This is a genomic window from Pseudonocardia sp. NPDC049154 (genome assembly GCF_040648315.1).
Taxonomy (GTDB): Bacteria; Actinomycetota; Actinomycetes; order Mycobacteriales; family Pseudonocardiaceae; genus Pseudonocardia.
Window position 1 is genome coordinate 112,222 of record NZ_JBEZDN010000002.1, and the last position, 26,795, is coordinate 139,016.

At 70.9% G+C, this 26,795-nt stretch carries 25 protein-coding genes; 20 read left to right on the forward strand and 5 right to left on the reverse strand.

Annotation, left to right across the window (positions count from 1 at the left end):
- The first annotated feature begins 11 nt into the window (after positions 1–11).
- The 5 genes from AB0B41_RS02325 to AB0B41_RS02345 all read left to right on the forward strand — a co-directional run bounded on the left by AB0B41_RS02325 (position 12) and on the right by AB0B41_RS02345 (position 5,134).
- Positions 12–1,676 (forward strand): long-chain fatty acid--CoA ligase, encoded by a 1,665-nt coding sequence (locus AB0B41_RS02325; protein ID WP_358198006.1) that lies wholly within the window; start codon positions 12–14, stop codon positions 1,674–1,676.
- A 72-nt stretch (positions 1,677–1,748) separates the two neighbouring features.
- Complete coding sequence (locus tag AB0B41_RS02330) at positions 1,749–2,567, forward strand: N-acyl homoserine lactonase family protein (RefSeq protein ID WP_358198008.1); 819 nt, start codon at positions 1,749–1,751, stop codon at positions 2,565–2,567.
- Positions 2,568–2,670: 103 nt separating this feature from the next.
- Positions 2,671–3,108 (forward strand): zinc ribbon domain-containing protein, encoded by a 438-nt coding sequence (locus AB0B41_RS02335; RefSeq protein ID WP_358198010.1) that lies wholly within the window; start codon positions 2,671–2,673, stop codon positions 3,106–3,108.
- Between the two features lie 47 nt (positions 3,109–3,155).
- Positions 3,156–4,274 carry a Zn-dependent alcohol dehydrogenase gene (locus tag AB0B41_RS02340; protein ID WP_358198012.1) on the forward strand — a complete coding sequence of 373 codons (1,119 nt, stop codon included), beginning with the start codon at positions 3,156–3,158 and terminating at the stop codon, positions 4,272–4,274.
- 74 nt (positions 4,275–4,348) lie between these two features.
- The gene (locus AB0B41_RS02345; protein ID WP_358198014.1) at positions 4,349–5,134 is read left to right on the forward strand and encodes a GntR family transcriptional regulator; all 786 of its coding nucleotides are present in this window, start codon (positions 4,349–4,351) and stop codon (positions 5,132–5,134) included.
- 157 nt (positions 5,135–5,291) lie between these two features.
- Here the strand turns inward: AB0B41_RS02345 and AB0B41_RS02350 are convergent, their stop codons facing one another.
- The gene (locus AB0B41_RS02350; RefSeq protein WP_358198016.1) at positions 5,292–5,705 is read right to left on the reverse strand and encodes a VOC family protein; all 414 of its coding nucleotides are present in this window, start codon (positions 5,703–5,705) and stop codon (positions 5,292–5,294) included.
- A 303-nt stretch (positions 5,706–6,008) separates the two neighbouring features.
- The gene (locus AB0B41_RS02355) at positions 6,009–7,280 is read right to left on the reverse strand and encodes a serine hydrolase domain-containing protein (protein WP_358198018.1); all 1,272 of its coding nucleotides are present in this window, start codon (positions 7,278–7,280) and stop codon (positions 6,009–6,011) included.
- Positions 7,281–7,616: 336 nt separating this feature from the next.
- Between AB0B41_RS02355 and hutU the strand changes: the two genes are divergently transcribed.
- Genes hutU through hutI form a run of 4 tightly spaced genes read left to right on the forward strand, consistent with a single transcriptional unit; the run spans position 7,617 to position 13,112 of the window.
- Positions 7,617–9,284, forward strand: a complete 1,668-nt coding sequence (gene hutU, locus AB0B41_RS02360) for a urocanate hydratase (RefSeq protein WP_358198020.1) — start codon at positions 7,617–7,619, stop codon at positions 9,282–9,284.
- Positions 9,281–10,507 carry an allantoate amidohydrolase gene (locus AB0B41_RS02365; RefSeq protein WP_358198022.1) on the forward strand — a complete coding sequence of 409 codons (1,227 nt, stop codon included), beginning with the start codon at positions 9,281–9,283 and terminating at the stop codon, positions 10,505–10,507. Before hutU ends, AB0B41_RS02365 begins: the two co-directional genes overlap by 4 nt.
- Entirely contained in the window at positions 10,504–11,937 is a 1,434-nt protein-coding gene (locus tag AB0B41_RS02370; protein WP_358198024.1) for a formimidoylglutamate deiminase, read from the forward strand. Before AB0B41_RS02365 ends, AB0B41_RS02370 begins: the two co-directional genes overlap by 4 nt.
- Positions 11,934–13,112: an imidazolonepropionase gene (gene hutI, locus AB0B41_RS02375; RefSeq protein WP_358198026.1), complete on the forward strand. Its 1,179-nt coding sequence runs from the start codon at positions 11,934–11,936 to the stop codon at positions 13,110–13,112. The genes AB0B41_RS02370 and hutI overlap by 4 nt, the downstream gene beginning before the upstream one ends.
- A gap of 21 nt (positions 13,113–13,133) precedes the next feature.
- On the opposite strand, the gene hutH is transcribed toward hutI, so the two are convergent.
- Together hutH and AB0B41_RS02385 are read right to left on the reverse strand one after the other, a co-directional pair.
- On the reverse strand, positions 13,134–14,699 hold the full coding sequence (hutH, locus tag AB0B41_RS02380; protein ID WP_358198027.1) for a histidine ammonia-lyase: 1,566 nt from the start codon (positions 14,697–14,699) through the stop codon (positions 13,134–13,136).
- Positions 14,700–14,889: 190 nt separating this feature from the next.
- Positions 14,890–15,471: a hypothetical protein gene (locus AB0B41_RS02385; protein WP_358198029.1), complete on the reverse strand. Its 582-nt coding sequence runs from the start codon at positions 15,469–15,471 to the stop codon at positions 14,890–14,892.
- Positions 15,472–15,619: 148 nt separating this feature from the next.
- On the opposite strand from AB0B41_RS02385, the gene AB0B41_RS02390 reads away from it, so the two are divergent.
- The 11 genes from AB0B41_RS02390 to AB0B41_RS02440 all read left to right on the forward strand — a co-directional run bounded on the left by AB0B41_RS02390 (position 15,620) and on the right by AB0B41_RS02440 (position 26,153).
- Positions 15,620–16,219, forward strand: coding sequence for a TetR/AcrR family transcriptional regulator (locus tag AB0B41_RS02390; protein ID WP_358198031.1), 600 nt, complete (start codon positions 15,620–15,622; stop codon positions 16,217–16,219).
- Positions 16,220–16,297: 78 nt separating this feature from the next.
- Complete coding sequence (locus AB0B41_RS02395; RefSeq protein ID WP_358198033.1) at positions 16,298–17,011, forward strand: GntR family transcriptional regulator; 714 nt, start codon at positions 16,298–16,300, stop codon at positions 17,009–17,011.
- Between the two features lie 402 nt (positions 17,012–17,413).
- Positions 17,414–18,670: an MFS transporter gene (locus AB0B41_RS02400; protein ID WP_358198035.1), complete on the forward strand. Its 1,257-nt coding sequence runs from the start codon at positions 17,414–17,416 to the stop codon at positions 18,668–18,670.
- A gap of 12 nt (positions 18,671–18,682) precedes the next feature.
- Positions 18,683–19,840, forward strand: coding sequence for an amidohydrolase family protein (locus AB0B41_RS02405; protein WP_358198037.1), 1,158 nt, complete (start codon positions 18,683–18,685; stop codon positions 19,838–19,840).
- Between the two features lies 1 nt (position 19,841).
- Entirely contained in the window at positions 19,842–21,065 is a 1,224-nt protein-coding gene (locus AB0B41_RS02410) for an alpha-hydroxy acid oxidase (protein ID WP_358198039.1), read from the forward strand.
- Positions 21,062–21,559, forward strand: coding sequence for a Rieske (2Fe-2S) protein (locus tag AB0B41_RS02415; protein ID WP_358198041.1), 498 nt, complete (start codon positions 21,062–21,064; stop codon positions 21,557–21,559). Before AB0B41_RS02410 ends, AB0B41_RS02415 begins: the two co-directional genes overlap by 4 nt.
- Positions 21,556–22,722: an amidohydrolase family protein gene (locus tag AB0B41_RS02420; RefSeq protein WP_358198043.1), complete on the forward strand. Its 1,167-nt coding sequence runs from the start codon at positions 21,556–21,558 to the stop codon at positions 22,720–22,722. The genes AB0B41_RS02415 and AB0B41_RS02420 overlap by 4 nt, the downstream gene beginning before the upstream one ends.
- Entirely contained in the window at positions 22,719–23,516 is a 798-nt protein-coding gene (locus AB0B41_RS02425; protein WP_358198045.1) for an aldolase/citrate lyase family protein, read from the forward strand. The genes AB0B41_RS02420 and AB0B41_RS02425 overlap by 4 nt, the downstream gene beginning before the upstream one ends.
- Entirely contained in the window at positions 23,513–24,541 is a 1,029-nt protein-coding gene (locus AB0B41_RS02430) for a phosphotriesterase-related protein (RefSeq protein WP_358198047.1), read from the forward strand. Before AB0B41_RS02425 ends, AB0B41_RS02430 begins: the two co-directional genes overlap by 4 nt.
- Positions 24,538–25,482 carry a PDR/VanB family oxidoreductase gene (locus AB0B41_RS02435; protein ID WP_358198049.1) on the forward strand — a complete coding sequence of 315 codons (945 nt, stop codon included), beginning with the start codon at positions 24,538–24,540 and terminating at the stop codon, positions 25,480–25,482. The genes AB0B41_RS02430 and AB0B41_RS02435 overlap by 4 nt, the downstream gene beginning before the upstream one ends.
- Positions 25,483–25,580: 98 nt before the next feature.
- Positions 25,581–26,153: a helix-turn-helix domain-containing protein gene (locus AB0B41_RS02440; protein WP_358198051.1), complete on the forward strand. Its 573-nt coding sequence runs from the start codon at positions 25,581–25,583 to the stop codon at positions 26,151–26,153.
- Positions 26,154–26,208: 55 nt separating this feature from the next.
- Here the strand turns inward: AB0B41_RS02440 and AB0B41_RS02445 are convergent, their stop codons facing one another.
- Positions 26,209–26,793, reverse strand: a complete 585-nt coding sequence (locus AB0B41_RS02445; RefSeq protein ID WP_358198053.1) for a TetR family transcriptional regulator — start codon at positions 26,791–26,793, stop codon at positions 26,209–26,211.
- Between the last annotated feature and the right edge of the window lie 2 nt (positions 26,794–26,795).

Consider the following 26,795-nt stretch of genomic DNA (forward strand, 5'->3'; position numbering starts at 1 on the left):
CGGAGGGGTCGATGCAGGGTTTGATGTTCGACAGCCAGCTGCTGCTGCACTCGCTGCTCTGGCGGACGGAACGGCTCTTCGCCAGCAAAGAGATCATCACGCGGCTGGGGCCGGGCGAGTACCACCGCTACACCTACAAGGACTTCGGCAAGCGCGTCCGCCGCCTGGGCGACGCCCTGCGGACGCTGGGGATCGCCCCGGGTGACCGGGTCGGCACGCTGGCCTGGAACAACTACCGCCACCTGGAGACCTACTTCGCGGTCCCGGGTATCCAGGCGGTGCTGCACACGATCAACCTGCGGCTCTCCCCGGCGCAGCAGAAGTTCACCATCGACAAGGTCGAGGACCGGATCCTGCTCGTCGACGACGACCAGCTCGAGCTCGTCGCCGACCTGTTCGCCGCCGGTCTGCCCACTGTCGAGCGGGTGGTCGTGTTCTCGGACGCGGTGCCCGAGCACCGCATCCCGGTACCGGTGCACTCCTACGAGGAGCTTCTCGCGGCGGCGGACGAGAACATCGAGTTCGGCGAGTTCGACGAGAACGCCGCGTCCGCGGTGTGCTTCACCAGCGCCACCACAGGTGACCCCAAGGGTGTCGTGTACTCGCACCGGGCGATGGTGCTGCAGGCCATGTGCCTGGCCATGCACGACAAGCTGAACATGAGCGAGTCCCAGGTGTGGCTCGAGGTCGCGCCGATGTTCCACTGCAACGGCTGGAACATCCCGCACACCGCGCTGCTCCAAGGGGCGACGCTGGTGCTGCCCGGCGCGCACCCGCTGCCGGCCGACTACGTCGACATCATCGAGGACCTCGGCGTGACCGGGATGAACGCGGCGGTGACGATCGGGACGATGATCCGCGACGCCGTCCGCGCGAGCGATCGGCCGCGGGACCTCTCGACCCTGTCCACCCTGTGGCTGGGTGGGCAGGCGCCGTCGAAGGCGGTGATGAAGTGGTTCCGCGACGAGTACGACTGCGAGGTCATGCAGGGCTACGGCATGACCGAGAACTCCCCGCAGATCTGCTTCTTCGCGCTGAAGTCGAACCTCGCGGGCGGCACCGAGGACGAGATCTACTCGCTGCGCCAGACCCAGGGGCTGCCCATCCCGCTGCTGCAGATCAAGGTGCTCGACCAGGAGAGCGGCAAGGAACTGCCGTGGGACGGGGAGAGCATCGGCGACTTCCATGTCCGTTCGCCGTTCACCGCGTCCGAGTACTACAAGGACGAGCGGACCAAGGACTCGATGATCGACGGCTGGCTCAAGACCGGCGACGTCGGCTGCATCGACCCCGAGGGCTACGTGCTGCTCAAGGACCGCTCCAAGGACCTGATCAAGTCCGGCGGCGAGTGGATCTCCACGATCGACCTGGAGAACTCGCTGATGCTGCACCCCAAGGTCGCCGAGGCCACCGTCGTCGGGATCGAGGACGAGAAGTGGCTCGAACGCCCGCTGGCGTGCGTGGTCCCCGCGGACGACTCGGTCACCGAGCAGGAGCTCAAGGACCACCTGCTGGCCGAGGGCTTCATCAAGTTCTGGATCCCGGACACGTTCCTGTTCGTGCCGGAGGTCCCGAAGACCAGCGTCGGCAAGTACGACAAGAAGGCCATCCGCGGGGTGGTCGCCGACGGTGGGCTGGATCTGGCGCGGACCAAGCTCGGCGCGGCCGGCGCCTGATCCCGCCGGTCGGACGCGCCACCCCCGCAGCGCGCACGACTCCCTCGATACATCCACTCGACGAGGAGAACGATGTCCGAGAACGACAAGATCAAGCTTCGCATCATCCCCACCGGCACGATGCACGCCGACCTGACGTGGCTGCTCATCGACCCGGGGCGCATGGCCACCAAGGCCCAGCCGGAGAAGCTCAAGGACTGGGTGGAGGTCCCCACCCACGTCGTCTACATCGAGCACCCGAGCGGCAAGAAGATCCTCTGGGACGCCGGTGTCCCGCGCGACTGGGAGACCCGCTGGGGCCCGACCGGCCTCGACCAGTTCTTCCCGGTCGACACGGTCACCGAGGGCATGTGGCTCGACTCGCGGCTCAAGCAGCTCGACGTCGAGGCGAGTGACATCGACTACCTGCTGCTCTCGCACCTGCACATGGACCACGCGTCGAACGCGAAGTTCTTCCAGGACAGCGGCACGAAGATCATCATCAACGAGGAGGAGAAGAAGGGCGCGCTGTCCTTCGACGGTTACAACCAGGGCGCGCACATCAAGTCCGACTACGACGGGCTCACCTTCGACACCGTCAGCGAGGACACCGAGATCCTCCCCGGGGTCACGCTGCTCCAGACGCCGGGCCACACCTGGGGCACGATGAGCCTCAAGGTCGACCTCGCCGACTCCGGCACGATGATCTTCGCCTCGGACTCGCTGTACCTCAAGGAGTCCTACGGTCCGCCCGCGATCGCGGCCGGCATCGTCTACGACACGGTCGCCTGGTTCACGTCGGTGGAGAAGATCCGCGCCATCGAGGAGAAGACGAACGCCACGGTCGTGTTCGGGCACTCCGCGGAGCAGCTCACCGACCTGCGCCTCGGCCCGGACGAGTACTACGCCTGATCGGCCGACCGGCGGCCCGGACGGCCGGAGCCGGGTGCGACCCACCCGGCTCCCGGCCGGCCCTCTCCCGGCGTGCGGCCCCTCGACGACGAGGAGTCCCCTGATGCCCCTCTACGACTACGTCTGCCCCTGCGGCGTGCGGTTCGAGCTGCTCGTGCCGTCCTGGTCCAGCCCCGCGCCGGACTGCCCGCAGTGCGGTGCCACCACCGTCCGCCGTCCGCCGTCGCCGAAGATCCTCGGCTCGGCCAAGGCGCCCACCGCGATGTCCGCCGCACCGCAGTCCTGGGAGGGCGTCGGGAGCGGCGACCGCGACACCATCACGCGCTGGCGCCGCGAGATGGACCGCCGACAGGAGTTCGAGTCGCGCCACCCCGAGCACCGCGAGCACCGCGAGGCGGTCGCCTCCCACGAAGGGGTGTTCGAGGGCAGGCCGTTGACCTACCAGGAGCTCGCGGCGCGGTCGGCCACCAGCAAGGACGCGAACCAGGGCGTTGCGCAGGCGAGCCACGAGCGCCGGAGCGCCGAGACACCCGCGGGCTGACCCCGCACCGAGACCGTTCCGGGTCTGCACCACGAGAGGATCCCGAGATGAAGACCACCGCCGCCGTCGTGCACGAGGCGGGCAAGCCCCTGGAGATCGAGGAGCTCGACCTGGGTGGTCCGCAGGAGGGCGAGATCCTCGTCCGCTACACCCACGCCGGGCTCTGCCACTCCGACCTGCACGTCATGGACGGCGAGATCCCCGGCTGGCTGCCCATGGTCCTCGGCCACGAGGGAGCCGGGGTCGTGGAGGACGTCGGCCCGGGCGTCACCCGCGTCGCGCCCGGCGACCGCTTCGTCTGCTCGTTCATCCCCAACTGCGGCACCTGCCACTGGTGCGCCACCGGCCAGCAGGCGATCTGCGACATGGGCGCCAACACCATGCGCGGCTTCCTCCCCGGCGAGCACTGGCCGCTGTCCGGGCCGGCGGGGCGCTACGGGGCGATGTGCATGCTCGGCACGTTCAGCCAGTACGGCGTGATCCACCAGGCCTCGGCGGTCAAGATCGACAATGACCTGCCCCTCGACGTCGCCGCGCTCGTCGGCTGCGGCGTCCCGACCGGCTGGGGCTCGGCGGTCAACGCCGCGGACGTCCGCGCCGGCCAGACCGTCGTCGTCTACGGGATCGGCGGGATCGGCATCAACGCCGTGCAGGGAGCCCGGTTCGCCGGCGCCAAGTACGTGATCGCCGTCGACCCGACGCCGTTCAAGCGGGAGAAGGCCCTCGAGCTCGGCGCCACCCACGCGACCGGTGACGCCGACGAGGCCCGCCGCCTCGCCGTCGAGCTGACCCGCGGTGTCGGCGCCGACAAGGCGATCGTCACCGTCGGCGTCACCAACTCCGAGGTCGTCGACCAGGCCTTCAACGCCATCGGCAAGGCGGGCACCGTCGTGCTCACCTCCATGGGCGGTGGCTTCCACGACCGCACCATCCAGCTGCCCGCCCAGGTGGCCACCCTGTGGAAGAAGACGATCAAGGGCAGCCTGTTCGGCGACTGCAACCCCACCACCGACATCCCGCGGCTGCTGGGGCTCTACCAGAGCGGCGACCTGAAGCTGGACGAGCTCATCACCCGCACGTACACCCTCGAGCAGGTCAACCAGGGCTACGAGGACCTCGTGGCGGGCCGTAACGTGCGTGGGCTCATCGTGCACAAGCACGACTGACCTGAGCTGCGGTGTCACCGCCACTAGGATCCGGGTGCGTCGATGTCCGTCGACGCCACGGGAGGGGACGGGACGTGAGCGAGGTGCAGCCGACTCCGGGTGGGGCGGACGACCCGGTGCGGAATGCGATCGACCCGTCGAAGCGGCTGACCCCGCAGATCGTCCAGCAGATCCGCGACATGATCATGAGCGGGGAAGCTCCGGGGAACACGGCGCTGCGCACCGAACACCTCGCCGCGCGATTCGGCGTCAGCGCCACCCCGGTCCGCGAGGCGTTGATGTCGCTCTCCGGGGAGGGGCTCGTCGAGCTCCGTCCCGGGCGCGGGTTCCGCGTCGTGCAGATGAGCCGCCAGGACTTCATCGACATCTACGACGCCCAGGCCTACTTCGCCGGCGAGCTCGCCGGGCGGGCCGCCCTGCACATCACCGACGACCAGGTGCGAGAGCTCTACGTGATGCAGGAGCAGATCCTACGGTCGATCGAACGCGGGGACTCCGAGGCCGAGCGCATCGAGTGGGACCTGCACGCCCTGATCAACCGCGTGGCGGAGGCGAACAAACTGCGCTGGCTGCTGCGGCTGACCGTGCGCTACGCCCCGTTCCGGGCCTGGTCCACGGTCGAGGGCTGGTCGGAGGCCGCACCGGAGGACCACCTGCCGCTGCTGCGCGGCCTGAGCCACCGCAGCCCGCGCACGGCGCGGGATGCGATGACCGCGCACATCCGCAACGTCGGAGAGCTGCTGGCCAACCACCTGACCACGCGGGGGATCCTCGTCCCGGACGAGACCCCGGCCGAGGTGACGCGCTCGCTGGTGGAGGGGATCCCGGCTCCGCCGCGGCTCCGCGATCGGCACTACTGACCAGCCGGGGCGCCGACCTTCGGACGCTCGAAGATCAACCTGCACGAGGCGGACATTCGTTCACCCCGTACGCGACAAGCCGACGCCCGGCAGCGTGGACTTCTTGCCTGCACCGTGCGGCCGTCCGTCGGTACGTTCGATCGCGCGCCGAAGGGCCTCAGGGTGAGTCCTTCGCGACCAGCACCTCGCCCTCGAGCCCGTCCGGGTCGCGGAAGAACAGACTGTGGACGCGGCCGAAGTCGTTGACCGTGCCATCGCTCGCGCCGGCGTCGACGAGTCGCCGGCGGATGGTCGCGAATGCCTCGGGTGAGGCTGCCTGGAGACCGACGTGGTCGATGCGGCCGCGGCCCCACATCGGTGTCTGGCGCCGGGCCTCGGTGTTCTCGGGGATGACGACGATGTTCAGCTCGGTGTGTGGGCCGACGCGGATGACGGTCATCGTCTCGCGGCCGTCCTCGCCGTGCGGGCGGGTCGGGCCGACCTCGGCGTCGAAGATCTCGGAGTAGAAGCGTCCCAAGCGTGCGACGTCGTTGGAGATCCATGCGATGTGGTTGATCCCGTCGAGCAGCACTCTGTCCCCCTGTCCCTCGGTCGCGGCGCAGCAGCGGCACGGCATCCCTGATGGGAGACGACTGTGCGGCCGGGCGCAAGTCGTGCATCTCGCCTTGGGTCGTGGTGCATCGGCCCGGCGCCCCGGCGTGCGCCATCTGCCGGCCACAACTGCGAGGGGCGCTCATGATGATCTTCGAGGGCGGTAGCGTCCTCGTGGAACGAGCCTCCTCGATCAGGTCCTCAGCGAGCCCGGCGACCTGATCACGAGGCAGTTCTGTGCTGTGGGAGCCGGAGCACCACGCGTCGTCGAGAAGTGCACGCGCTAGCTTCCGGGCGGCATCGGCGGGGCGTCGCCGGGGACGAGCGTCGCGGCGATCCTCCGCCACAGGACGTCGGCGGAGTTCTTGTAGTCGCCCGTGGTCGGGTCGAAGGCAGCCTGGTCGAAGGTGACGGCGACAGCGATGGCGACCTTCTGCGAGGGCAGGTAGGCGTAGGCGCCGGCTTCACCGGAGAACAGCGGGTTCTGCAACACCCAGTTGCCGGAGGAGATGATTCCGAGCCCGTAGGTGTAGCCCGGCGACTGCGGGTGGCAGGTGGTGCATCCGGGCAGGGTCGTGGTCTTGCCGATCAGGTCCTTGGTCAGCATCTTCTGGTGAGACTCGGGTGACAGGAGCGTGCCCGTGCCCATGGCCACGGCAGTGGCGTTCAGATCATGGATGTCGGTGGTCTGGATGGCTCCGTGGGTGATGGTCCACGACGGGTTCCAGTAGGTCGAGTCCTCGTAGAAGGGTGTGCCTGCGGGGATCTTGAGCGCCTGACGGCGCTCGGAGGTGTAGGCGTGCAGCGCGGGCTCCGGGATCGCCGGTGTTCCCGGGTCGGTGGTGTCGTCCAGCCCGAGGGGGCCCAGCACCTTCTGGCGCAGGAGCGAGGCGACGTCCTGCCCCGTGATCTTCTCGAGGGCGAGTCCGAGAATGACGTAGTTGGTGTGCGAGTAGTTCCAGTTCGTTCCGGGCTCGTAGAGGAGCGGGTGTCTGGTGCTGATCGCGATGAGGTCCTCGGGGGTGACGGTCCGGAACGGGTTCGCGTACTGCGCGTCGTCCAGCTCGGGGGTGGTCACGTAGTCCACGTATCCAGAAGTCATCTGGGCCAGCTGGCCGAGGGTCACCTTGTCCGTGTAGGGGATGTCGGGCAGCCACGTCGACACCTTGTCGTCGAGGCTCACCTTCTTCTCGTCGACGAGTTGCAGCAGCGCGGTGGCGACGTAGGAGATGGCCACGGCGCCGTTGCGGAAATGCATGTCCGTCGTCGCGGGCACGCCGGGCATCGAGTCGCCGACGGCCCGGGTGGCGATCTCCTTGCCGTCGATGGTGACGCGGACGATCACGGCTTTCAGATGGGCTTCGGCCCTGGCGTCCTCGACGACCTTCATCACGGCGTCGGCCTTGGCCGGGTCGGCCGACACCGACGAAGGGCCGCTGCTCGACGGCGAGGACGGCGGCGGCGCGGTGCCCGACGTGCACGCAAGGCACACGCCGAGGACACACACCAGCACGAGAAGCGTGCGCGGCAGCACCCCTCTGGTCATGACGTCCATCGCCGCCTCCAGCTCGAGAGCATGGTGCGTGGCAGCAAGGCCTCGACGGTCCCGCTCGGCCGTCACCCCGACTCGACGGCCTCCTGAACTGCAAGCCTGCTGGCCCACGGAGGCTCGTCGATCGGGGTGGAGAACCTTACCCGCACTTCAGGGACCTGTCCTCCACCTCGGCCGGGCCGTCGGCGAACGCGGCTGTCCGCTGCTCGGCATCGCCCGCGCACGTTCCGCATCGACGTCTCGGATCCGGGACAGTCAGCACTCCGTCGAGGTAGAGCGAGCGAGGGGATGTGAGGTCCACTAGCAGCACCACACGCCACGTGAACCGGGACGGTTTCGATGACTGACACATCCGCCGCGCGTACCGTGCGCGCGGCCCGCGGCCCGCAGCTGTCGTGTAAGGGCTGGCAGCAGGAAGCGGCGCTGCGGATGCTCATGAACAACCTCGACCCGGAGGTTGCCGAGCATCCCGACGAGCTCGTGGTCTACGGCGGGACGGGTCGAGCAGCGCGGAACTGGGGCGCGTTCGACGCCATCGTCGCCTCGCTGCGAGAGCTGGAGAACGACGAGACCCTCCTCGTCCAGTCCGGCAAGCCGGTGGGGATCCTCCGCACGCACGAGTGGGCCCCACGCGTGTTGCTCGCGAACTCGAACCTGGTGGGGGACTGGGCGAACTGGGAGCACTTCCGCAAGCTGGAGGCGGCCGGCCTGATGATGTACGGCCAGATGACGGCCGGCTCCTGGATCTACATCGGCACCCAGGGCATCCTCCAGGGCACCTTCGAGACCTTCGGTGCCGTCGCCCGCAAGCGCTTCGGTGGCTCGCTGGCCGGCACCATCACGCTGACCGCCGGCGTGGGAGGTATGGGCGGCGCTCAGCCGCTCGCGGTCACCATGAACGGCGGGGTGGTCATCTGCGTCGACTGCGACCGGACACGGATCGACCGCCGTATCGAGCACCGGTACCTCGACGTCCGCGCAACGGACGTCGAGGACGCGCTGCGCCGCGCGATCACCGCTCGCGACGCCCGCCGGCCACTGTCCATCGGTCTGGTCGGCAACGCGGCCGAGGTGTTCCCCGGGCTCCTCGCCCGGGAGGCGCCGATCGACGTGGTCACCGACCAGACGTCGGCCCACGACCCCCTCTCGTACCTGCCCCGTGGCGTCGCCTTCGAGGACATGAGGACGACCGCGGAGAAGGACCCCGCGTGGTTCACCGAGCAGGCTCGGCTGTCCATGGCCGCCCATGTCGAGGCGATGGTCGGCTTCAGGGACCGTGGGGCCGAGGTCTTCGACTACGGGAACTCGATCCGCGACGAGGCCCGCAGGGCCGGCTACGCGCGGGCCTTCGACTTCCCCGGCTTCGTGCCGGCCTACATCCGGCCGCTGTTCGAGGAGGGGCTGGGCCCGTTCCGGTGGGTCGCGCTGTCGGGTGACCCCGAGGACATCGAGGCGACCGACCGGGCGGTCCTCGACCTGTTCCCGGACAACGAGCACCTGCGGCGGTGGATCACCCTGGCCGGCGAGAAGGTCGCCTTCCAGGGGCTTCCCGCCCGCATCTGCTGGCTCGGCTACGGGGAGCGGCACCGTGCCGGGCTCCGCTTCAACGAGATGGTGGCCGCCGGCGAGCTGAGTGCTCCCGTCGTCATCGGCCGCGACCATCTCGACTCCGGGTCCGTCGCCTCGCCGTACCGCGAGACCGAGGCCATGATCGACGGCTCGGACGCCGTGGCGGACTGGCCGCTTCTGAACGCCCTGGTCAACACCTCGTCCGGTGCCTCATGGGTGTCCATCCACCACGGCGGCGGTGTCGGCATGGGCCGGTCCGTCCACGCCGGGCAGGTGACCGTCGCCGACGGGACCGAGCTGGCCGCACAGAAGCTCGCCCGCGTGCTGACCAACGATCCCGGGATGGGGATCCTCCGCCACGTCGACGCCGGGTACGCCCATGCTGCCGAGGTCGCCGCGGAGCGAGGGGTGCGCATCCCGATGCGGGAGGGCGGATGACGGAGTTCGAGACGCTCTGGTCGGAGATCGCCGGGATCGGACGGGTCGGTCGACTCGGCGGCTACCGACGCTTCGCCTGGACCGAGCCGGACCTGGTCCTGCGACAGTGGTTCGTCGACTGCGCCGACCGGCGCGGGATGAGCACCGAGCAGGACCGCAACGGAAACCTGTGGGCCTGGTGGTTCCCGCCGGGCTGGGCCGGCGACCCACGTGACGCCTTCGTCACGGGCTCGCACCTGGACTCCGTGCCCGACGGCGGTGCCTTCGACGGGCCGCTGGGCGTGGTGTCGGCGTTCGCCGCGGTCGCGCAGCTGCAGGAGGCCGGCTTCGAGCCGAGGACCCCGATCGGTGTCGTCGCCTTCTCCGACGAGGAGGGCGCCCGCTTCGGTGTCGCGTGTGTCGGCTCGCAGCTGTCGACCGGTGCGCTCGCGCCGGAGCGCGCGTTGGGCCTGCGTGACTCCGACGGCCGGACGCTGGCCGAGGTGCTCGAGGCCGCGGGACGCGACCCGAGGTCGGTCGGCCAGGATCGGCGGCTGCGTGATCGCGTAGGGGTCTTCGTCGAGCTTCACGTGGAGCAGGGACGGGCGCTGGACCTGCTGGACCGTCCGTTGGCAGTGGCCTCGTCGATCTGGCCCCACGGACGATGGCGGCTGTCCTTCACCGGGCAGGCCAACCACGCGGGCGCGACCCGGATGGTGGATCGGCGCGACCCGATGCTGGCCTATGCAGCCTCCGTGGCATCGGCGCGGTCGCGTGCCGTCCAGCACGGGTGCGTGGCGACCTTCGGCAAGCTCACCGTGCAGCCGAACGGGGCCAACGCCATCGCCTCGTCGGTGGAGAGCTGGCTGGACGCGCGCGCGGGATCGCAGAACGCCCTGGATCTCCTCACCCGAGAGATCTTCACCGACGCCGCGGAGCACGCCGCAGCCGAAGGTGTGCAGCTCCAGGTCAGCGCCGAGTCCGAGTCCCCGATCGTGGAGTTCCCGCGCGCCCTGCGCGACCGCATCGCCCGGGCGCTGACGGCCTTCGGCGAAGTCCCGGTCCTGGAGTCGGCCGCAGGCCACGACGCCGGCGTCCTGTCCGCGGTCGTGCCCAGCGCGATGGTGTTCGTGCGCAACCCGACGGGCGTGTCCCACTCGCCCGACGAGCACGCCGAACCGTCCGACTGCCGCCTCGGGGTAGCGGCACTCGCTGCGCTGATGAAGGAATGGGCAGCGGCATGACATCGCCGTCGAACGCCCTGCACCGCGCAGCCGATGCCCTGCGGTCGGACGACCCGGAGGAGCAGTGGTGGTGCGAACACGCGTGGCTGGGTGGCGGGCCCGTGGAACACGGGGTCCTCCTCACGGTCGCCGAAGGCCGCTTCACCCGTGTCGTGACCGGGGTCGAGCGCCCCGCTGCGGTACCCGTCCTGCGCGGGCTGGTCCTGCCCGGCCTGGCGAACGCACACTCCCACGCCTTCCACCGGGCACTGCGATCCCGCACGCAGCACGACCGAGGTTCCTTCTGGACCTGGCGTGACCTGATGTACCAGGCGGCGGACAAGCTCGACCCCGACACCTACCGGGATCTCGCCACGGCGGTCTTCACGGAGATGGCGCTGGCGGGGGTGACCTCGGTCGGCGAGTTCCACTATCTGCACCACGGCGCCCGCGGGGTGCCCTACGACGACCCCAACGCCATGGGCCGGGCACTGGTCGAGGCCGCAGCCTCCGCAGGCGTGCGCCTGACCCTCCTCGACACCTGTTATCTGAGCGCGAGCGTGGACGGATCCCCACTCGGCGACGTGCAACGTCGCTTCGGGGACGGCTCCGGCGAGCGTTGGGCGGAGCGCGTCGACCTCCTTCGTCGCGAGTTCGGCGGCTCGGACACCGTGATCGTCGGCGCGGCTCTGCATTCGGTACGCGGCGTGCCGCTGCAGCACATGCCCCCGGTCGTCGAGTGGGCCGACGCCCACCGCGCCCCCCTGCACGTGCACTCCTCGGAGCAGACGGCCGAGGTGGAGCAGTGCGTGGCCGTCCACGGACGAACCCCGACAGCCCTGCTCCACGACGCCGGCGTCCTCGGTCCGCGCACCACAGCCGTGCACGCGACGCACCTGACCGAGTCCGACCTGGCCATGCTGGACTCCACCGCCACCGGGGTCTGCTTCTGCCCGACCACCGAACGCGATCTCGGCGACGGCATCGGGCCCGCGTCCGCCCTTCTCGCCCGCTCGGCCGGCCTCTTCTCCGTGGGCTCCGACAGCCACGCCGTCATCGACCTGTTCGAGGAGGCGCGCGCGGTCGAGCTCGACGAACGACTGCGGTGCCGCGAGCGCGGGATCTTCCCCGCCGACCTGCTGCTGAAGTCGGCGACCTCGGACGGCCAGCACGCCCTGGGCTGGACCGACGCCGGGCACATCGTCCCCGGACACCGCGCCGACCTGGTCGCGGTCGACATGGAATCCGTGCGGACCGCGGGCGGTGGCCCGCGAGCCGAGACGGCGGTGTTCGCGGCCACCGCCGCCGACGTGACCGACGTCGTCGTCGACGGGCGGCCGGTGGTCCGGGACCGGGGCCACCTGGTGGTGACGGATGTGTCCCGCCGGCTGGTCGACGCAGCGGACCTGTTGTTCGGGGAGCACAGCAGGCAGGAGGGGGCCGTGCGGTGACGGTGCTGTTCACGAACATCGGTGAGCTGACCACGAACGACCCGACGCAGGGCGACGAGTCGCGGTTGGGCCTCGTCCGCGACGCGGCCGTGCTGGTCGACGGCGACCGGGTCGCGTGGGTCGGCCCCGAGAAGTCGGCCCCGGCGGCCGATCGACTGGTCGACGTCGGCGGGTGCGCGGTGATCCCCGGATTCGTCGACTCCCACGCACATCTGGTCTTCGCCGGCGACCGAGCGGAGGAGTTCGCCGCGCGCATGACAGGAGCCAGCTACGACGCCGGCGGCATTCAGACCACTGTGCGGGCGACCCGTCGGGCGGACGACCACGCCCTGCTCGCCACCGTCACCACGCTGCGACAGGAGATGCTGGCTCAGGGCACCACGACCTTCGAGTGCAAGAGCGGGTACGGCCTGACGGTCGACGACGAGGCCCGGTCGCTGAGGATCGCCGCCGAGGCCACCTCCGAGGTGACCTTCCTCGGCGCACACGTCGTGCCGCCGGAGTATCAGGGACACAGGGACGACTACGTGGATCTCGTCCGCGGGCCCATGCTCGACGCGTGCGCCCCACTGGCCAAATGGGCCGACGTGTTCTGCGACCGAGGGGCCTTCGAGGTCGACGAGGCCCGCGCGATCCTCGAGGCCGCAGCAGAACGCGGACTGCAACCGCGCCTCCACGCCGGCCAGCTGCAACACGGCCGAGGCATCGCACTGGCGGTCCAGCTGAAGGCGGCCTCCGTCGACCACTGCACCTTCGTCTCCGACGACGACCTCGAAGCCCTGGCCGAGGCCGGCGACGTCACCGTCGCCACGTTGTTGCCCGGAGTCGAGTTCTCGACGCGCTCACCGTGGCCCGACGGCAGACGGATGATCGACGCCGGAGTCACGGTCGCGCTCGCGACCGACTGCAACCCCGGCAGTTCCTACACCTCCAGCATGGCCTTCTGCATCGCGCTGGCGGTTCGCGAGATGGGACTCAGCCCTGCCGAGGCCCTGTGGTCAGCGACCTGTGGCGGCGCGGCGGCACTGCGCCGCAGCGACGTCGGCGTGATCGCACCGGGACGACGAGCCGACCTCCTCACGCTCAAGGCGCCGTCCTACATCCATCTCGCCTACCGCCCCGGCGTTCCGCTGATCGGCGGCGTCGTCCTCGCGGGGAACGTGGCGTGCACGTGACGAGGCGGACTGCGTCGGCGGCTACTGGAGGGGGCCGACCGCGGACTCGGCCGCTCGCACGACATCACCACGACGAACCAGTTCGGTGACCTGCTCGAGCTCGGGGGAGAGCCGACGGTCGGCGCCGACTCCGGCGATGCTCCGGCGCAGCAGGGTCACCACCGCGGTGGACGCGGCCCCGGGCTCGAGCGGAGCGCGAAGTTCCAGCCCGCGTGCCGCGGCGAGAATCTCGATGCCGATCACGCGCTGCAGGCCGTCGATGGCTCTGCGCAGCTTTCGCCCGGCCGACCAGCCCATCGACACGTGGTCCTCCTGCATCGCGGAGGACGGGATGGAGTCGACGCTCGCGGGGTTCGCCAGGCGCTTGAGTTCGCTGACGATTGCTGCCTGGGCGTACTGGGCGATCATCATGCCGGAGTCGATGCCGGGTGACTGCGCCAGAAAGGCCGGCAGCCCGTGCGAACGGCTCGGGTCGAGCAGGCGGTCGGTGCGTCGCTCGCTGATCGACGCCATGTCGGCCGCGGCGATGGCCAGGAAGTCCAGGACGTAGCCGACGGGGGCTCCATGGAAGTTCCCGTTGCTCTCCACGCGTCCGTCCTGAAGCACCACGGGATTGTCGACGGCGCTCCCCAGCTCGATCGTTGCCACGTCGGCGGCATGCCGAAGGGTGTCTCGCGCCGCTCCGGCGACCTGGGGTGCGCAGCGCAACGAGTAGGCGTCCTGCACCACGCTGCAGTCCTCGCCACGATGACTTTCCATGATTCCGGAGCCTGCGAGCAGACGGTGCAGGTTCTGCGCCGAGGCCACCTGCCCGGGATGGGGCCGCACGCCCTGCAACTCCGGCGCGAAGACACGGTCCGTACCCAGCAGGGCTTCGACGCTCATCGCCGCTGCGACGTCGGCAGCGGTGAACAGCGCGCCGAGGTCGTGGATGGCCAGGGCGAGCATCCCGAGCATGCCGTCCGTCCCGTTGATCAGTGCCAGCCCCTCCTTGGCCGCCAGCCGGAGCGGGACGAGTCCGTGCGCGGCCAGCGCCTCGCAACTCGGCACGACGTCGCCGTCGCCCGTGCGGACCTGGCCTTCTCCGATGGCGGCGAGGGCGCAGTGCGCAAGAGGAGCGAGGTCGCCCGAGCAGCCGAGGGAGCCGTACTCGTGGACCACCGGCGTCAGCCCGAGGTTCAGCATCGCCACGTACCGATCAGCCACCTCGGACCGCACACCCGTGTGGCCGGTCGTGAAGGTCTGCAGCCGCAGGAGCATCAGGGCGCGGACGACCTCGCGCTCGACCTCCGGGCCGGTGCCCGCAGCATGGGAACGGACCAGAGCATGCTGCAGCGCGTCCCGCGACGCCTTGCCGATCCTGGTCGAGGCCAGCGCACCGAAGCCCGTGGACACGCCGTAGATCGCGCGGTCGGATGCGGCGAGCTCATCGACAGCCGCCCGAGCGACGAACATCGCCGCTGCGGCGGTGGCGTCGATCTCGACCCGGGCATCGTGCCGAGCAACCGCGACCACCTCGGGCACCGTCAGCGGCCTGCCCCCGACGACGACTCGGCGAACGTCCGCGCCTGCATCCTGCGAAGCCACGGGGTACCACTCCTCTCGCCCGCCTCACATCCGCAGTGTGCGGATCAGCCGGGCCGCCCGCCAGATCCGACTTTCCGATGCGGCGAGCAGGGCGCGCTGGCCGTGATCGACGAGGTCGATCGTGAAGGATGGCCAGCCCGACCGGCACCGATCACGACGACGTCGACGGTCGCAGTCGTGGCGGTCGTGGTCAGCGCTCTGTGGTGGGGCGGCCGAGGCGCAGCGCCGAGACGAGGAAGAAGATTCCACCGAGGGTGGCGTAGCCGGCCACGTTGACCAGCGAGGGGTGCGCCGCGCCCGCCATGAGGAGGAACCCGGTGCCGGCGACGACGGAGATGCCGCCGCTGAGCATCATCGACCACTGGCCGCCCAGCGCCCGCCGGTTGATCCCGACCACGAGCTGGATCAGACCGGCGACGATGGCCCACACGCCCCAGACCTGCAGGACCACGGGGATGCCCGAGGCGACGGCGATGCCCAGGCCGAGCGCGGCGAGAAGGCTGACGGCGATGGTGAGATACGGCCCGCGGGTCGACGAGGTCGACCCGGTCGACCTCGAGGCCCGGGCGTCGACGACGGCGGATGCCACGTCGAACAGCGGGTAGAGCACGACCAGGACGGCCGCGACGGGCCCGAACTGACGTCCGGTCAGGACCACCAGGATCGCCCAGACGATCGCGAACCCGGACCGGACGAAGTAGAGCCGCCGCAGTGCCGGGGCGAAGCCGGCAGCGGTGGAGGTGACAGCGGCGGAGGTGACAGCGGTACTCACGGATGCTCCTTCGACGACGAGGTGGTCGAGCGGGCGCGCGGCCTCGACATGAGAGAGAGAACGTTCTGTCTCGCTCGACCTGGTCGACGGTCGCAGAGGCCCGTCGCTCCTGTCAAGACTGAACGTTCTATCTGATAGTTTCTGGCGCATGGGGCGCACCGCCGGCGACCGGCCGTCCGCGGCGCGGTCGCGCCTGCTCGGCACCGCGAGCCGGATCTTCTATTCCGAGGGGCTGCACACGGTGCCCGTCGACCGGATCCTGGAGGAGGCCGACACGACCCGGGCGACCTTCTACCGGCACTTCCCCGGTAAGGAGGACCTGGTGGTCGCCTACCTCCAGGAGGCCGATCGCCGCCTTCGCGAGCGTCTCGACGAGACCCGGGCAGCGCACGGGTCGGCCGAGGACGCTCTTCGGGCCATCGGCGCGGACATCGCCGCGGATGTCCAGGCCCCCGGCTTCCGTGGGTGCGCCTTCCTCAACGCCGCGGCGGAGTACCCCGATCCGACACACCCCGTGCACCGGCAGGTCGTCGCCCATCGCGAGTGGTTCCTGGGCGCGCTCTCGGATCTCTTCGCGCAGGTCGGGGACGGCCTTGCCGAGCCTGCCGCGCGGCATTTCGTCATGCTGCGGGACGGCGCGATGGCGGCCGGCTGCCTGTCCGACCCGGTGGCCGTGAGCAGGACCTTCCTCGACGGCGTCACGGGGCTCCTGTGGTCCCGCACCGTTCCGGGTGTGCCGCGGGGCTGAGGCTCGGCCCGGGAGACGTCGACCTTGTGTCATCGCACCGTCACTGTCGGCGATCGGGCGGCTCGGTAGGATCGGCGCGTGGGTCGGACGGGGAAGGAGCAGTTGCGCGGCAACGTCGCGAGCGCGATCCGGGACCAGATCATGGGCCGGACCGTGCAGCCTGGCGAGCCTCTGCGACTCGGCCAGTTGGCGGAGCAGCTCGGGGTGAGCGTGACGCCCGTCCGCGAGGCGCTACTGCTGTTGACCCAGGACGGCTGGGTGACACACGAGCCCAACCGGGGCTTCCGGGTGTCGGCGGTGCGCCGTAAGGACGTCGAGGACACCTACCTGATGTGGGGCACCGCCGAAGGGGAGCTCGCGGCACGGGCCGCCACCCGGGCCACGGCCCGTGACGTGGACGAGCTGCGGAAGCTGGACGCGCAGATCCGCGACGCCGACCCGTCCGACGGGCACCTGGCCACGTCGCTGAACTCGGCGCTGCACCACTACGTCTCGGTGATCGCCGACGCGCCCAAGTTGGAGTGGTTCGCCGAGGCGGCGAGCCGGCTCGTCCCGTTGCAGTTCCCGGAGAACTTCCACGTCGTGCCCGGCTGGTCCGAGGTGAACCGCACCCAGCACGCCCCGTTGATCGACGCGATCGCGGCCGGGGACGTCGACCGGGCGCGCATGCTGGCCAAGGATCACTTCATGGGCACGGGCAACCTGCTCATGCGGTGGCTGGACTCCCTGGACTTCTGGGGCGAGCCGGACGCGCCGCAGACCCCGCGGGGTCCGGGGCGCCTCGCCGGCTGACCGGCCGGATCCGGGCGAATCGCGGGGCGTCCCTCCTCGCCGCGCAGTAGGCGACGTACACGCGCTGGTGCGCGGCCGCCGTCGCGCGCGGAGTCGTCCCGGCCGTGAGCCTGCTCCGTGCGCGAGGTGTTCGGCCGCCTTGGTGTGACGCGTTCCCCAGCGCTCGGCCGCCTCCCCGTGCAGAGCGCGCCCAGCGCCACCGCCGCCGCGCCGCCGAAGCCGCGGACGCTCTGGACAGCGCCACCCGAGGAACGTATATTCTTCTGCACAAGAATATACGATCGGGTGTCCCGCCTGGTCGTGCTCCCACCACGGAGGTCGACGGTGACCGATTCGCAGATTGCTGCCCGCAGCGCCGACGGCGCTCCGGTCGGTGATCCCCCTCAACGATCCAGCCGCCGCATGCGGAACCGGGTGCTCGTGTCGAGCTTCTTCGGGTCCGTGATCGAGTGGTACGACTTCTACCTCTTCGGCATCGCCTCGGCGGCGGTGTTCAACCAGCTGTTCTTCCCGGAGTTCAGCTCCACAGCGGGCACCCTGGCCTCGTTCGCCACGCTCGCCGCGGGCTTCATCGCCCGGCCGATCGGCGGCATCATCTGGGGTCACTTCGGGGACAAGGTCGGCCGCAAGGGCATGCTCGTGCTGTCCATCGTGCTGATGGGCGTGTCCACCACGGTCGTGGGTCTGTTGCCCACGTACGCGAACATCGGGCTGGCCGCGCCGCTTCTGCTGGTGCTGATGCGCCTGATCCAGGGCGTCTCCGCCGGTGGCGAGTGGGGCGGCGCCGTGCTCATGACGATGGAGCACGCACCGAAGCGCCGTGGCCTGTCCAGCTCGGTGGCGCAGATGGGTCTCTACGGCGGCATCCTGCTGGCCAACGGCGTGTTCGCCCTGGCCGCGGCGCTCGCCGGGGACGCCTTCCTCGACTGGGGCTGGCGCATCCCGTTCCTGATCTCGGCCGTGCTCGTGGTGATCGGCCTGTGGATCCGGCTCGGGGTGCAGGAGAGCCCGATCTTCACGCAGGCCCGCGAGGAGGCGCAGCGGGCCGAGGCGCCGAAGGTGCCGCTGGTCGAGGTGCTCCGCCGGCCGAAGAACCTGCTGCTGTCGGTCGCGCTCGTGCTGGGCGCGTTCGCGGCGAGCGCGGTGTACGGCACCTGGATCGTCAGCTACGGCATCCAGGACGGCTTCCCGCGGGCGGACATCCTGAACGCCGTGCTCGTCTCCGCGGCGATCGGCCTGGTGTTCCAGCCGGTGTTCGCCTACCTGTCCGACCTCTGGGGCCGCAGGCTCGTCGTCGGCGTCGGCGCCGTCCTGCAGGCGCTCAGCATCCCGGTGATGTTCGCGCTCATGGACACCGGCAGCGTCGGAGCGATGTACCTGGGCATCTCGCTCGCGGCCTTCACGCACGCCATCGTCTACAGCCCGCTCGGGGCGTGGCTGGGCGAGCTGTTCCCCACGACCCAGCGCTACACCGGCGCCTCGCTCGGCTACCAGATCGCCGGGACGGTCGGCGGCGGGTTCACCCCGTTGATCTGCGCCTCGCTGCTCGCCGCCTCGGGCGGCGGTACCGCCGGCATCTCCCTGTTCATCGGCGCGACCTGCCTGCTCACGGTGATCGCGGTGTTCTTCGCCGCCGAGACCAGCCGCAGCGCCCTGTAAGGAGCACCTCTCATGACCCTCACCGACGTCCGGCCGGCCGCGACCCCGGTCGAGGAGAAGCTCGGCATCATCGACACGGACTTCCACCCGATGCCGCTGCCGACCGACCCGCAGGTCGCCGAGCACCTGCCGCAGCGCTGGCGCGACTACATCGCGCGCTACGGGCTGGGCGGCTTCGGCGGCGGCGTGGCCCCCTCGCAGCGCGAGTTCACCCACCGGCTGGACGCGGTGGACGAGCAGGGACGCGTCGGCGTCGACCCGCACCTGGCCGTGGAGCAGGTGGTCGACAAGTACGACATGTCCGCGGTCGTGCTGACCTGCCCGCAGACCTACATCATCACCCACGGCGGGGCGAACATGCCCTACGAGTGCGCCTTCGCGATCTACCGCGCCTACAACGACGCCCTGGCCCACACCTGGGCGGGTGCGGACGACCGGTTCAAGGCGAGCATCACCCTGCCCCGCGATCTCGCGGGTGCCGCCGACGAGATCGCGCGCTGCAAGGAGGGCCCCAACGCTGACTCCTACGTGCAGGTGCTGATGTCTCCCGCCGGTCAGGACCCGCTGGGCAAGCAGCGCTACTGGCCGATCTTCGAGGCGTGCGAGCACTACGACATCCCGTTGGGCTTCCACGTGCCGGGGATGGGCCGGCAGCCCACCGGGGCCGGTCGGCAGAACTTCTACGCCGAGATGCACGCGGCGTTCGCGGTCCTGCCGGTCTCGATGGTGCCCAGCCTGATCTTCGAGGGCGTGTTCGAGCGCTTCCCGAAGCTCAGGATCGCGCTGCTGGAGCTGGGCTGGGACTGGGCCGTGCCGTACTCCTGGCGGCTCGACGCCACCTACGAGAAGTTGCGCGACGAGGTTCCGCACCTGACCCGCAAGCCCTCGGACTACCTGCGCGAGCACTTCTGGTTCTCCACCCAGCCGGTCGAGGAGCCCGAGGACCCGGCGTGGACGCCCGACGTCTACGCGATGTTCGAGGAGTCCGGGTTCGCGGACCGGCTGATGTTCTCCTCCGACTACCCGCACTGGGACTTCGACTCGCCGTACGAGTCGGTGCCGCGGTCCTTCCCGCTGGAGCGGCGCCGTCGGATCCTGGGGGCGAACGCGAGCGCGCTGTACAAGATCCCGCTGCGGTCCGGCCACGGCATCCCGGCAGTCGGGGCCTGACATGACCCTCGTCGAACAGGCCCGCCGCAGGCGAGCCGCGCGACTGCTCGACGCCGGGGACGCCCAGCGCGCCGCCGCCCGGGCCCTGCCCCGCGGGATCCGGGAGTACGTCGACGGCGGCTCCGAGGGGGAGGTGACCCTCGCACGCAACGCCCGCGCCTTCAGGGACGTGGCCTTCGCCCCGCGGATGGCCACCTGGGTCGACCAGCCGGACCTGTCGACGAAGGTGCTCGGCACCCCGGTCGACCTGCCGGTGCTCACCGCCCCCTGCGGCGGGATGCGCCTGGTGCACCCGGACGGCGACATCGGCCTGGCGACGGGCGCGGCGCGGGCGGGCACGATCCACGTCGCCAGCTCCGCGGCCGGGTACACGCTCGAGGAGATCGCGACGGTCGAGGGACCGCAGTGGTTCCAGCTCTACCGGTTCTCCTCGCAGGCGACCATGGAGCATCTGGTCGGCCGGGCGGAGGCGGCGGGCTATTCGGCGTTGGTCGCCACGGTCGACACCGCCGTCGCGGGGTTCCGCTCGCGGGACTACAAGAACGGCTTCAGCTACTCGATGCGGGTCAACGCCCGCAACGCGGTGAAGCTCGCGCCCCAGCTGCTTCCGAAGCCGGCCTGGCTGGCCCGCTACGTGCTCGACGGGCTGCCGTTCGAGATCCCGAACACCGCCGAGGTGACCGTCGACGGCAAGCCGATGGTGCTCACCGAGATGACCAGGGGCGGGGCGGGCTCGCACTCGCCGACCTGGACCGACCTCGACTGGTTGCGCGCGAACTGGCCAGGGCCGCTCGTCGTCAAGGGGATCATCACCCCGGCCGACGCCCTGCGTGCCGTCGACGCCGGGGCGGACGCCGTGATCGTGTCCAACCACGGGGGCCGCCAGCTCGACGGTTCCCCGGCCACGCTGACGGCGCTCCCACGGATCGTCGACGCCGTCGGCGATCGGACCGAGGTGTTGCTGGACAGCGGGATCCGGCGGGGGAGCGACGTGCTGAAGGCGTTGTCGCTCGGCGCCCGCGCCGTGCTGGTGGGCAGGCTGCCGGCCTGGGGGCTGGCCGCGGCGGGCACCGCGGGCGTCGAGCGGGTCCTGGAGATCCTGCGCACCGAGATGGTCCGGACGATGCGGCTCATGGGCTGCCGCACCGTCGCCGACCTGGACCCGAGCTGGCTGGACGTCGAGACCGTGGCCGGCCCCCGAACGAAGGAGGTGGAGATCCTGTGACGACCTCACCCACCCGCCCGGCCCGCACCACCCGGTTCGTGGTCGGCCGGGCCGACGAGATCCCGCCGGGAGAGCGCCGGATCGTCGAGGCGAACGGCCGCGAGATCGGCGTGTTCAACATCGACGGGCGGTTCTACGCCATGCTCAACCGCTGCCCGCACCTCGGGGCGCCGCTCTGCGAGGGCGGGGTCGTCAACCAGATCGAGTCCGCCGTCCCCGGCGACGTCCGGCTCGACACCGCTCGGACCTTCGTGACCTGCCCGTACCACAACTGGGAGTTCGACGTCGAGGACGGCCGGTCCTACTGGAACCCGCGGCTGCGAGCCCGGCCGTTCGCGGTCGCGCTCGAGGGGGCCGACGAGGTGCAGGCCGCTCTCGACCGCGGCGAGCTCGGCCGGATCCCCGGCCCGTACACCGCCGAGACCGTCGACGTGACGGTCGAATCCGACTACATCGTGCTGTCCCTGCGGCCGGCCCGAGGAGGATCGTCATGAGTGCGTCGAGCTCATCCACCCTGCCGGCTGCCGGCCCCTGGCTCCGGGGCACCACTCGGGACGCCCTGTGGGCCGCCCGGGGCACCACTCGGGACGCCCTGTGGGCCGGGCCCGTCGTCGACTGCGACGTGCACGCCACCCCGCCCTCGCTGGAGGCGCTGTTCCCCTACACGGACCCGGTGTGGGTCCAGGGCGCTCGGGAGCGGGGCTGGAAGGGCCCCAACGGCCAGGCTCTGGCCTACCCACCGAACGCGCCGACCACGGCGCGGGACGAGTGGCGGCCCGAGGGGCGCCCGCCGGCGTCGCGCCTGGAGGATCTGCAGCAGCACGTCCTCGACCCGTGGCGGACCGAGGTCGCCCTGGTCAACACCGCCTACGGGGTGGACTCGTTGCGCCATCCGGACTGGGCCCCGGCGCTGGCCCGCGCGGTCAACGACTGGCTGATCGCCGAGTGGCTCGACCGCGACCCTCGGCTCGTCGGCTCGATGGTCGTTCCCGCCCGGGACCCCGCCGCGGCCGCCGCCGAGATCGAGCGCGTCGGCTCCCACCCGCGGATCGTGCAGGTCACGATGCCGGTGCGCTCCGAGCGGCTCTACGGCCAGCGCGTGTTCTGGCCGATCTACGAGGCCATGACGCGCCACGACCTGGTCATGGGCCTGAGCTGGGGCGGCACCTCGGAGGACGCACCCTCGCCCACGGGCTACGCCTCCTGGTACGCCGAGGAGTACGCCGCCGAGATCCAGGTCTACGGCGCCCAGATGACCAGCATGATCTACGAGGGCATCTTCCAGAAGTTCCCCGGCATGCGGGTCACCATGCTGGAGAGCGGCTTCGCCTGGGTGCCCACCTGGAGCTGGAGCATCAACAAGAAGTGGAAGGGCCTGCGCCGCGAGATCCCGTGGGTCGACCGCCTGCCCACCGAGATCATCCGGGACCACTTCCGCTTCTCGATCGCGCCGGCCGACCTGGGCCCGGCCCCGCACGCGCGGCGGATCATCGAGTGGCTCGGGTCCGAGGACATCCTGCTCTTCGCCACCGACTACCCGCACCTGCACACCGACGACCTCGCCGCCGTCCTCGACGTCATGCCGGAGTCCATGCGGCCCAAGGTGATGCACGAGTCAGCGCGGCAGTGGTACCGACTGGACAAGGCTCTGGCATGAGCTACGCGGTCACCACCGAGGCCCACCCCAACCGGCTCCGGGAGATCCTGGAGTCGGGTGGGCGGGCCGTGGGCCTGGCCTGCCACACGGGCGACCCGCACGTGGCGGAGACCTTGGCGATGGCCGGGTTCGACTACCTCTACCTCGACCAGCAGCACAGCGTCGGCGGGCTCGCCAGCCCGGTGGAGATGCTGCGGGCGACCGCCCGCACCGGCACCACCGCGCTGGTCCGGGTCGCAGCGAACGAACCCGTCCTGATCGGGCGGGCGCTCGACGCCGGCGCCGAAGGCGTCATCGTGCCGAACGTCGAGTCCGCCGAGGACGCCCGCCGGGCGGTCGCGGCGGCGCACTACCCACCGCTGGGCGTGCGCAGCTGGGGACCGACCCGTTCGGCCTACGGCCTCGGACCGGACCCGACGACGGTCAACGGCCAGGTGCTGTGCCTGGTCATGATCGAGACCGCAGAGGGCGTGGCGCGGGCGAAGGAGATCACCGCGGTCGAAGGCGTGCACGGCGTGTACGTCGGGCCCGGTGACCTCGCCGTGAGCCTCGGCCTGGACCCGGTGACCGGGCCCCGGGACGAGCGGCACCGCACCGCCGTCGCCGAGATCGCCGCGGCCTGCGCCGCGGCCGGGATCGCGGCCGGCATCACCGGCGACCCGGTGACCGAGGCCGACCGGGGGTTCCGGATGGTCACCGCCGGCTCGGACGTCGGCTTCCTCAAGGCGGGCCTGGCGGCGGCCCGCACCCGCCGCGACGCGCTGCACACCACCGAAGGAGAGAGCACCGCATGAGCACCGTGAACACCCTGCGCGGACCGATCGACAGCGCGCAGATCGGCACCACCCTGATGCACGAGCACATCATGGCCCGCAACCCGGAGCTCGAGCAGAACATCGTGCACCCGGAGTACGACGAGGCGGCGATCTTCGAGCGGGCGCGGAAGAGCCTGACCTCGCTGCACGAGGACAAGGGCATCGACACGTTCGTCGACCTGACGGTGCTCGGGCTGGGCCGCGACATCCCCACGGTGCAGCGCCTCGCCGAGGGCGTGCCGCTGAACATCGTGGTGGCCACGGGCTACTACACCGCCAAGGACCTCCCGACCTACTTCCACACCCACGGCCCGGACGGGCTCGTCGGGAAGACCCTCGGTGGGCCGGACGTGCTGGAGACGATGTTCGTCGAGGACATCACCACCGGCATCCCGCGCACGGACGGCGTCAAGGCCGGGATCATCAAGATCGTCACCGACGAGCACGGCATCACCCCGGACCTCGACAGGGTCTACCGGGCCGCGGCCCGGGCGCAGGCCGAGACCGGCGTGCCGATCTCGACCCACACGAACGTCTCCTACGCCAACGGGCGCGACCAGCAGAAGTGGTTCACGGCCAACGGCGTGGACCTCGAGCGCACGGTCATCGGGCACAGCGGCGACTCCACGGACCTGGACTACCTCAAGGAGCTGATGGACAACGGCTCCTTCATCGGCATGGACCGCTTCGGGATGGAGTTCGTGCTCGACGACGAGAGCCGCGTCGACACCCTCGCGAAGCTCCTCGAGCAGGGCTACGCGGAGAAGATCACGATCTCCCACGACGCCGGGTTCTTCTCGATCAACACCCCGCCGTCCTGGCGCGCGAAGCACACCCCGAACTGGCACCACCACCGCATCTCGGACCACGTGCTGCCCGAGCTGCGCAAGCGCGGGGTCACCGAGGACCAGATCACCCAGATGATGGTCGTCAACCCCGTGCAGGTGCTGACCGGGGACGCCGAGGCGACCAAGGCCGTCGCCGCGAAGGTGCTCGGGCCGTGACGGAGGACCTGACCGCGGTCGTCGCGGCCATCGAGGCCGAGGCGGACGGGATCGTCTCGCTGCGCCTGGAGCCCGCGGCGGGGGAGAAGATGCCCGCCTGGGAGCCCGGCGCGCACGTCGACCTCGTCCTCGGCCCGGACCTCGAGCGGCAGTACTCGCTGTGCGGTGATCCGGCGGACCTGTCCGGCTGGCGGCTGGGCGTCCTGCGGGAGCCGGAGAGTCGCGGCGGCTCGGCTCACGTGCACGAGCGGCTGGCGGTCGGCGACCAGGTCGTGTGCCGCGGGCCGCGGAACAACTTCGCCCTGGTCGACGCGAGCGATTACCTGTTCATCGCGGGCGGCATCGGGATCACCCCGATCCTGCCGATGATCGCGGCGTGCGAGGCGGCCGGGAAGCCCTGGCGGCTGTTCTACGGCGGCCGCCAGGAGTCGTCGATGGCCTTCCGCGGCGAGCTCTCCGGGCACGGAGACAAGGTGACGTTCTGGCCGCAGGAGACCCGCGGGATCCTCGACCTGGAGGCCATCCTCGGCACGCCCGAGCCGGGCACCGCGGTCTACTGCTGCGGGCCGGGGGTGCTGCTCGACGCCGTCGAGGAGCGTTGTGCCGCATGGCCTCCCGGCGCGCTGCACCTCGAGCGGTTCCGGCCCAAGGAGGGCGCGCTCGAGGGGGCGAACCTCCCGTTCGAGGTCGAGCTCGACGCCTCGGGCATCACCGTGACCGTCGGGGCCGACCAGACCCTCGCCGAGGCGATCGAGGAGGCCGGGATCGACCTGCCGACCTCGTGCCGGGAGGGCACCTGCGGAACCTGCGAGACCTACGTCCTCGAGGGGGAACCGGACCACCGCGACTCCTACCTGAGCGCCGAGGAGCAGGCGTCCGGCGAGGTCATCATGCCGTGCTGCTCCCGCTCTCGGTCGCCCCGACTCGTGCTGGATCTCTGACGAGCCCGCTCAGGCTGCCACCGCTGACGTGCGGAGGTGTCCGGTCGCAGCAGTACGATGCGGCGGGCCCCGCCACTTAGCACGCTCGGAGAGGACTCGTGGGTGATCACAAGCGCGCCGACGCCCGGCGCAACTACGCGCGCATCCTCGCCGTGGCCGAGGAGGAGGTCGCCGCGCACGGCGCCGGTGCGTCGCTGGAGCAGATCGCCCGTGCGGCGGGGGTCGGTTCGGCGACGGTGCGCCGGCACTTCCCCTCCCGTCGCGCGCTGTTGGAGTCGGTGTCGCGGGAGCGGATCGAGGCGTTGTGCGTGCGCGCGCGTGATCTCGCCGGAGAGGACGACAGCCGGGCGGCACTGTTGGCGTGGCTGACGGACCTGCTCGCCTACTCGGTCGCGGCTCGGGGGCTGGCGGCCGCTCTGTCCTATGACGACGCCGCCGCGGTCGGGTCCGATCCGGTGGCCAGTTCCTGTGCGGTGCTGATGGAGGAGGCGGGGGGACCGCTGCTCCGCCGTGCCGCCCGGGACGGCGCGGTGGCGCCGGACGTCACCGTCGCGGACCTGATCGCGCTGGTCGTCGGCGTCGTGCTGGCCACGGAACACCGGGCCGACCCCGCCGGCCAGGCCGAGCGCCTGTTCCGGCTGGCGGTGGCGGGCCTCAGCCCGGCGCAGTGATGACGGTCGCGTCGAACTGGGCGTCCGTCGGCCTGGTCGGACGTCCTGGTTCGGCTCAGCGGGTGCTGAGCAACTCGGCCGCGAGCGTGGCGGCCTCCTCGAGCGGTCCGACCTCATGGTCGGCCTTCGCTCCGACCAGTGCGCCGTCGTAGAGCAGTTGCAGGCGGGTGGCGAGCCGCTGCGGATCCACGGCGCCCGCCTGGCGCGCGGCGGCGGCGAACTCGGCGTGCTGCCACCGGCGGTGGGCGACCACGACTGCGTGGACCGGGTGGGTGGCGTCGGGGAACTCGGTCGCCGCGTTGACGTAGAGGCACCCGCGGAAGCGACGCCGGCGCATGCCGGCCGCGGCGAGCCGGAAGAACGCCGCGACCCGACCTGCCGGGTCCGTGCCGAGCGCCTTCACCGCCTGCGCGTAGCGGACGCGGTCCGCGCGGTCGGCGCGCTCGAGGTAGGCGACGACGAGGGCGTCCTTCGAGCCGAAGGACTGGTAGAGGCTGGCACGGGCGACGTCGGCCTCGGCGATGAGTCGCTCGATGCCGACGGCCCGGATCCCCTCCCGGTCGAAGAGATCCGCCGCGACGTCGAGCAGTCGCTCGGCCGGCAGGGGCCGGTTGGTCGCCTTCGCTGCTCGAACCGCCATGT

Coding starts and splice junctions, on each gene's coding strand:
- AB0B41_RS02325 (WP_358198006.1), top strand. CDS start 12: ATGCAGGGTTTGATGTTCGACAGCCAGCTGCTGCTGCACTCGCTGCTC.
- AB0B41_RS02330 (WP_358198008.1), top strand. CDS start 1,749: ATGTCCGAGAACGACAAGATCAAGCTTCGCATCATCCCCACCGGCACG.
- AB0B41_RS02335 (WP_358198010.1), top strand. CDS start 2,671: ATGCCCCTCTACGACTACGTCTGCCCCTGCGGCGTGCGGTTCGAGCTG.
- AB0B41_RS02340 (WP_358198012.1), top strand. CDS start 3,156: ATGAAGACCACCGCCGCCGTCGTGCACGAGGCGGGCAAGCCCCTGGAG.
- AB0B41_RS02355 (WP_358198018.1), bottom strand. CDS start 7,280: ATGGACGTCATGACCAGAGGGGTGCTGCCGCGCACGCTTCTCGTGCTG.
- hutU (WP_358198020.1), top strand. CDS start 7,617: ATGACTGACACATCCGCCGCGCGTACCGTGCGCGCGGCCCGCGGCCCG.
- AB0B41_RS02365 (WP_358198022.1), top strand. CDS start 9,281: ATGACGGAGTTCGAGACGCTCTGGTCGGAGATCGCCGGGATCGGACGG.
- AB0B41_RS02370 (WP_358198024.1), top strand. CDS start 10,504: ATGACATCGCCGTCGAACGCCCTGCACCGCGCAGCCGATGCCCTGCGG.
- AB0B41_RS02390 (WP_358198031.1), top strand. CDS start 15,620: ATGGGGCGCACCGCCGGCGACCGGCCGTCCGCGGCGCGGTCGCGCCTG.
- AB0B41_RS02400 (WP_358198035.1), top strand. CDS start 17,414: ATGCGGAACCGGGTGCTCGTGTCGAGCTTCTTCGGGTCCGTGATCGAG.
- AB0B41_RS02405 (WP_358198037.1), top strand. CDS start 18,683: ATGACCCTCACCGACGTCCGGCCGGCCGCGACCCCGGTCGAGGAGAAG.
- AB0B41_RS02410 (WP_358198039.1), top strand. CDS start 19,842: ATGACCCTCGTCGAACAGGCCCGCCGCAGGCGAGCCGCGCGACTGCTC.
- AB0B41_RS02420 (WP_358198043.1), top strand. CDS start 21,556: ATGAGTGCGTCGAGCTCATCCACCCTGCCGGCTGCCGGCCCCTGGCTC.
- AB0B41_RS02425 (WP_358198045.1), top strand. CDS start 22,719: ATGAGCTACGCGGTCACCACCGAGGCCCACCCCAACCGGCTCCGGGAG.
- AB0B41_RS02430 (WP_358198047.1), top strand. CDS start 23,513: ATGAGCACCGTGAACACCCTGCGCGGACCGATCGACAGCGCGCAGATC.
- AB0B41_RS02445 (WP_358198053.1), bottom strand. CDS start 26,793: ATGGCGGTTCGAGCAGCGAAGGCGACCAACCGGCCCCTGCCGGCCGAG.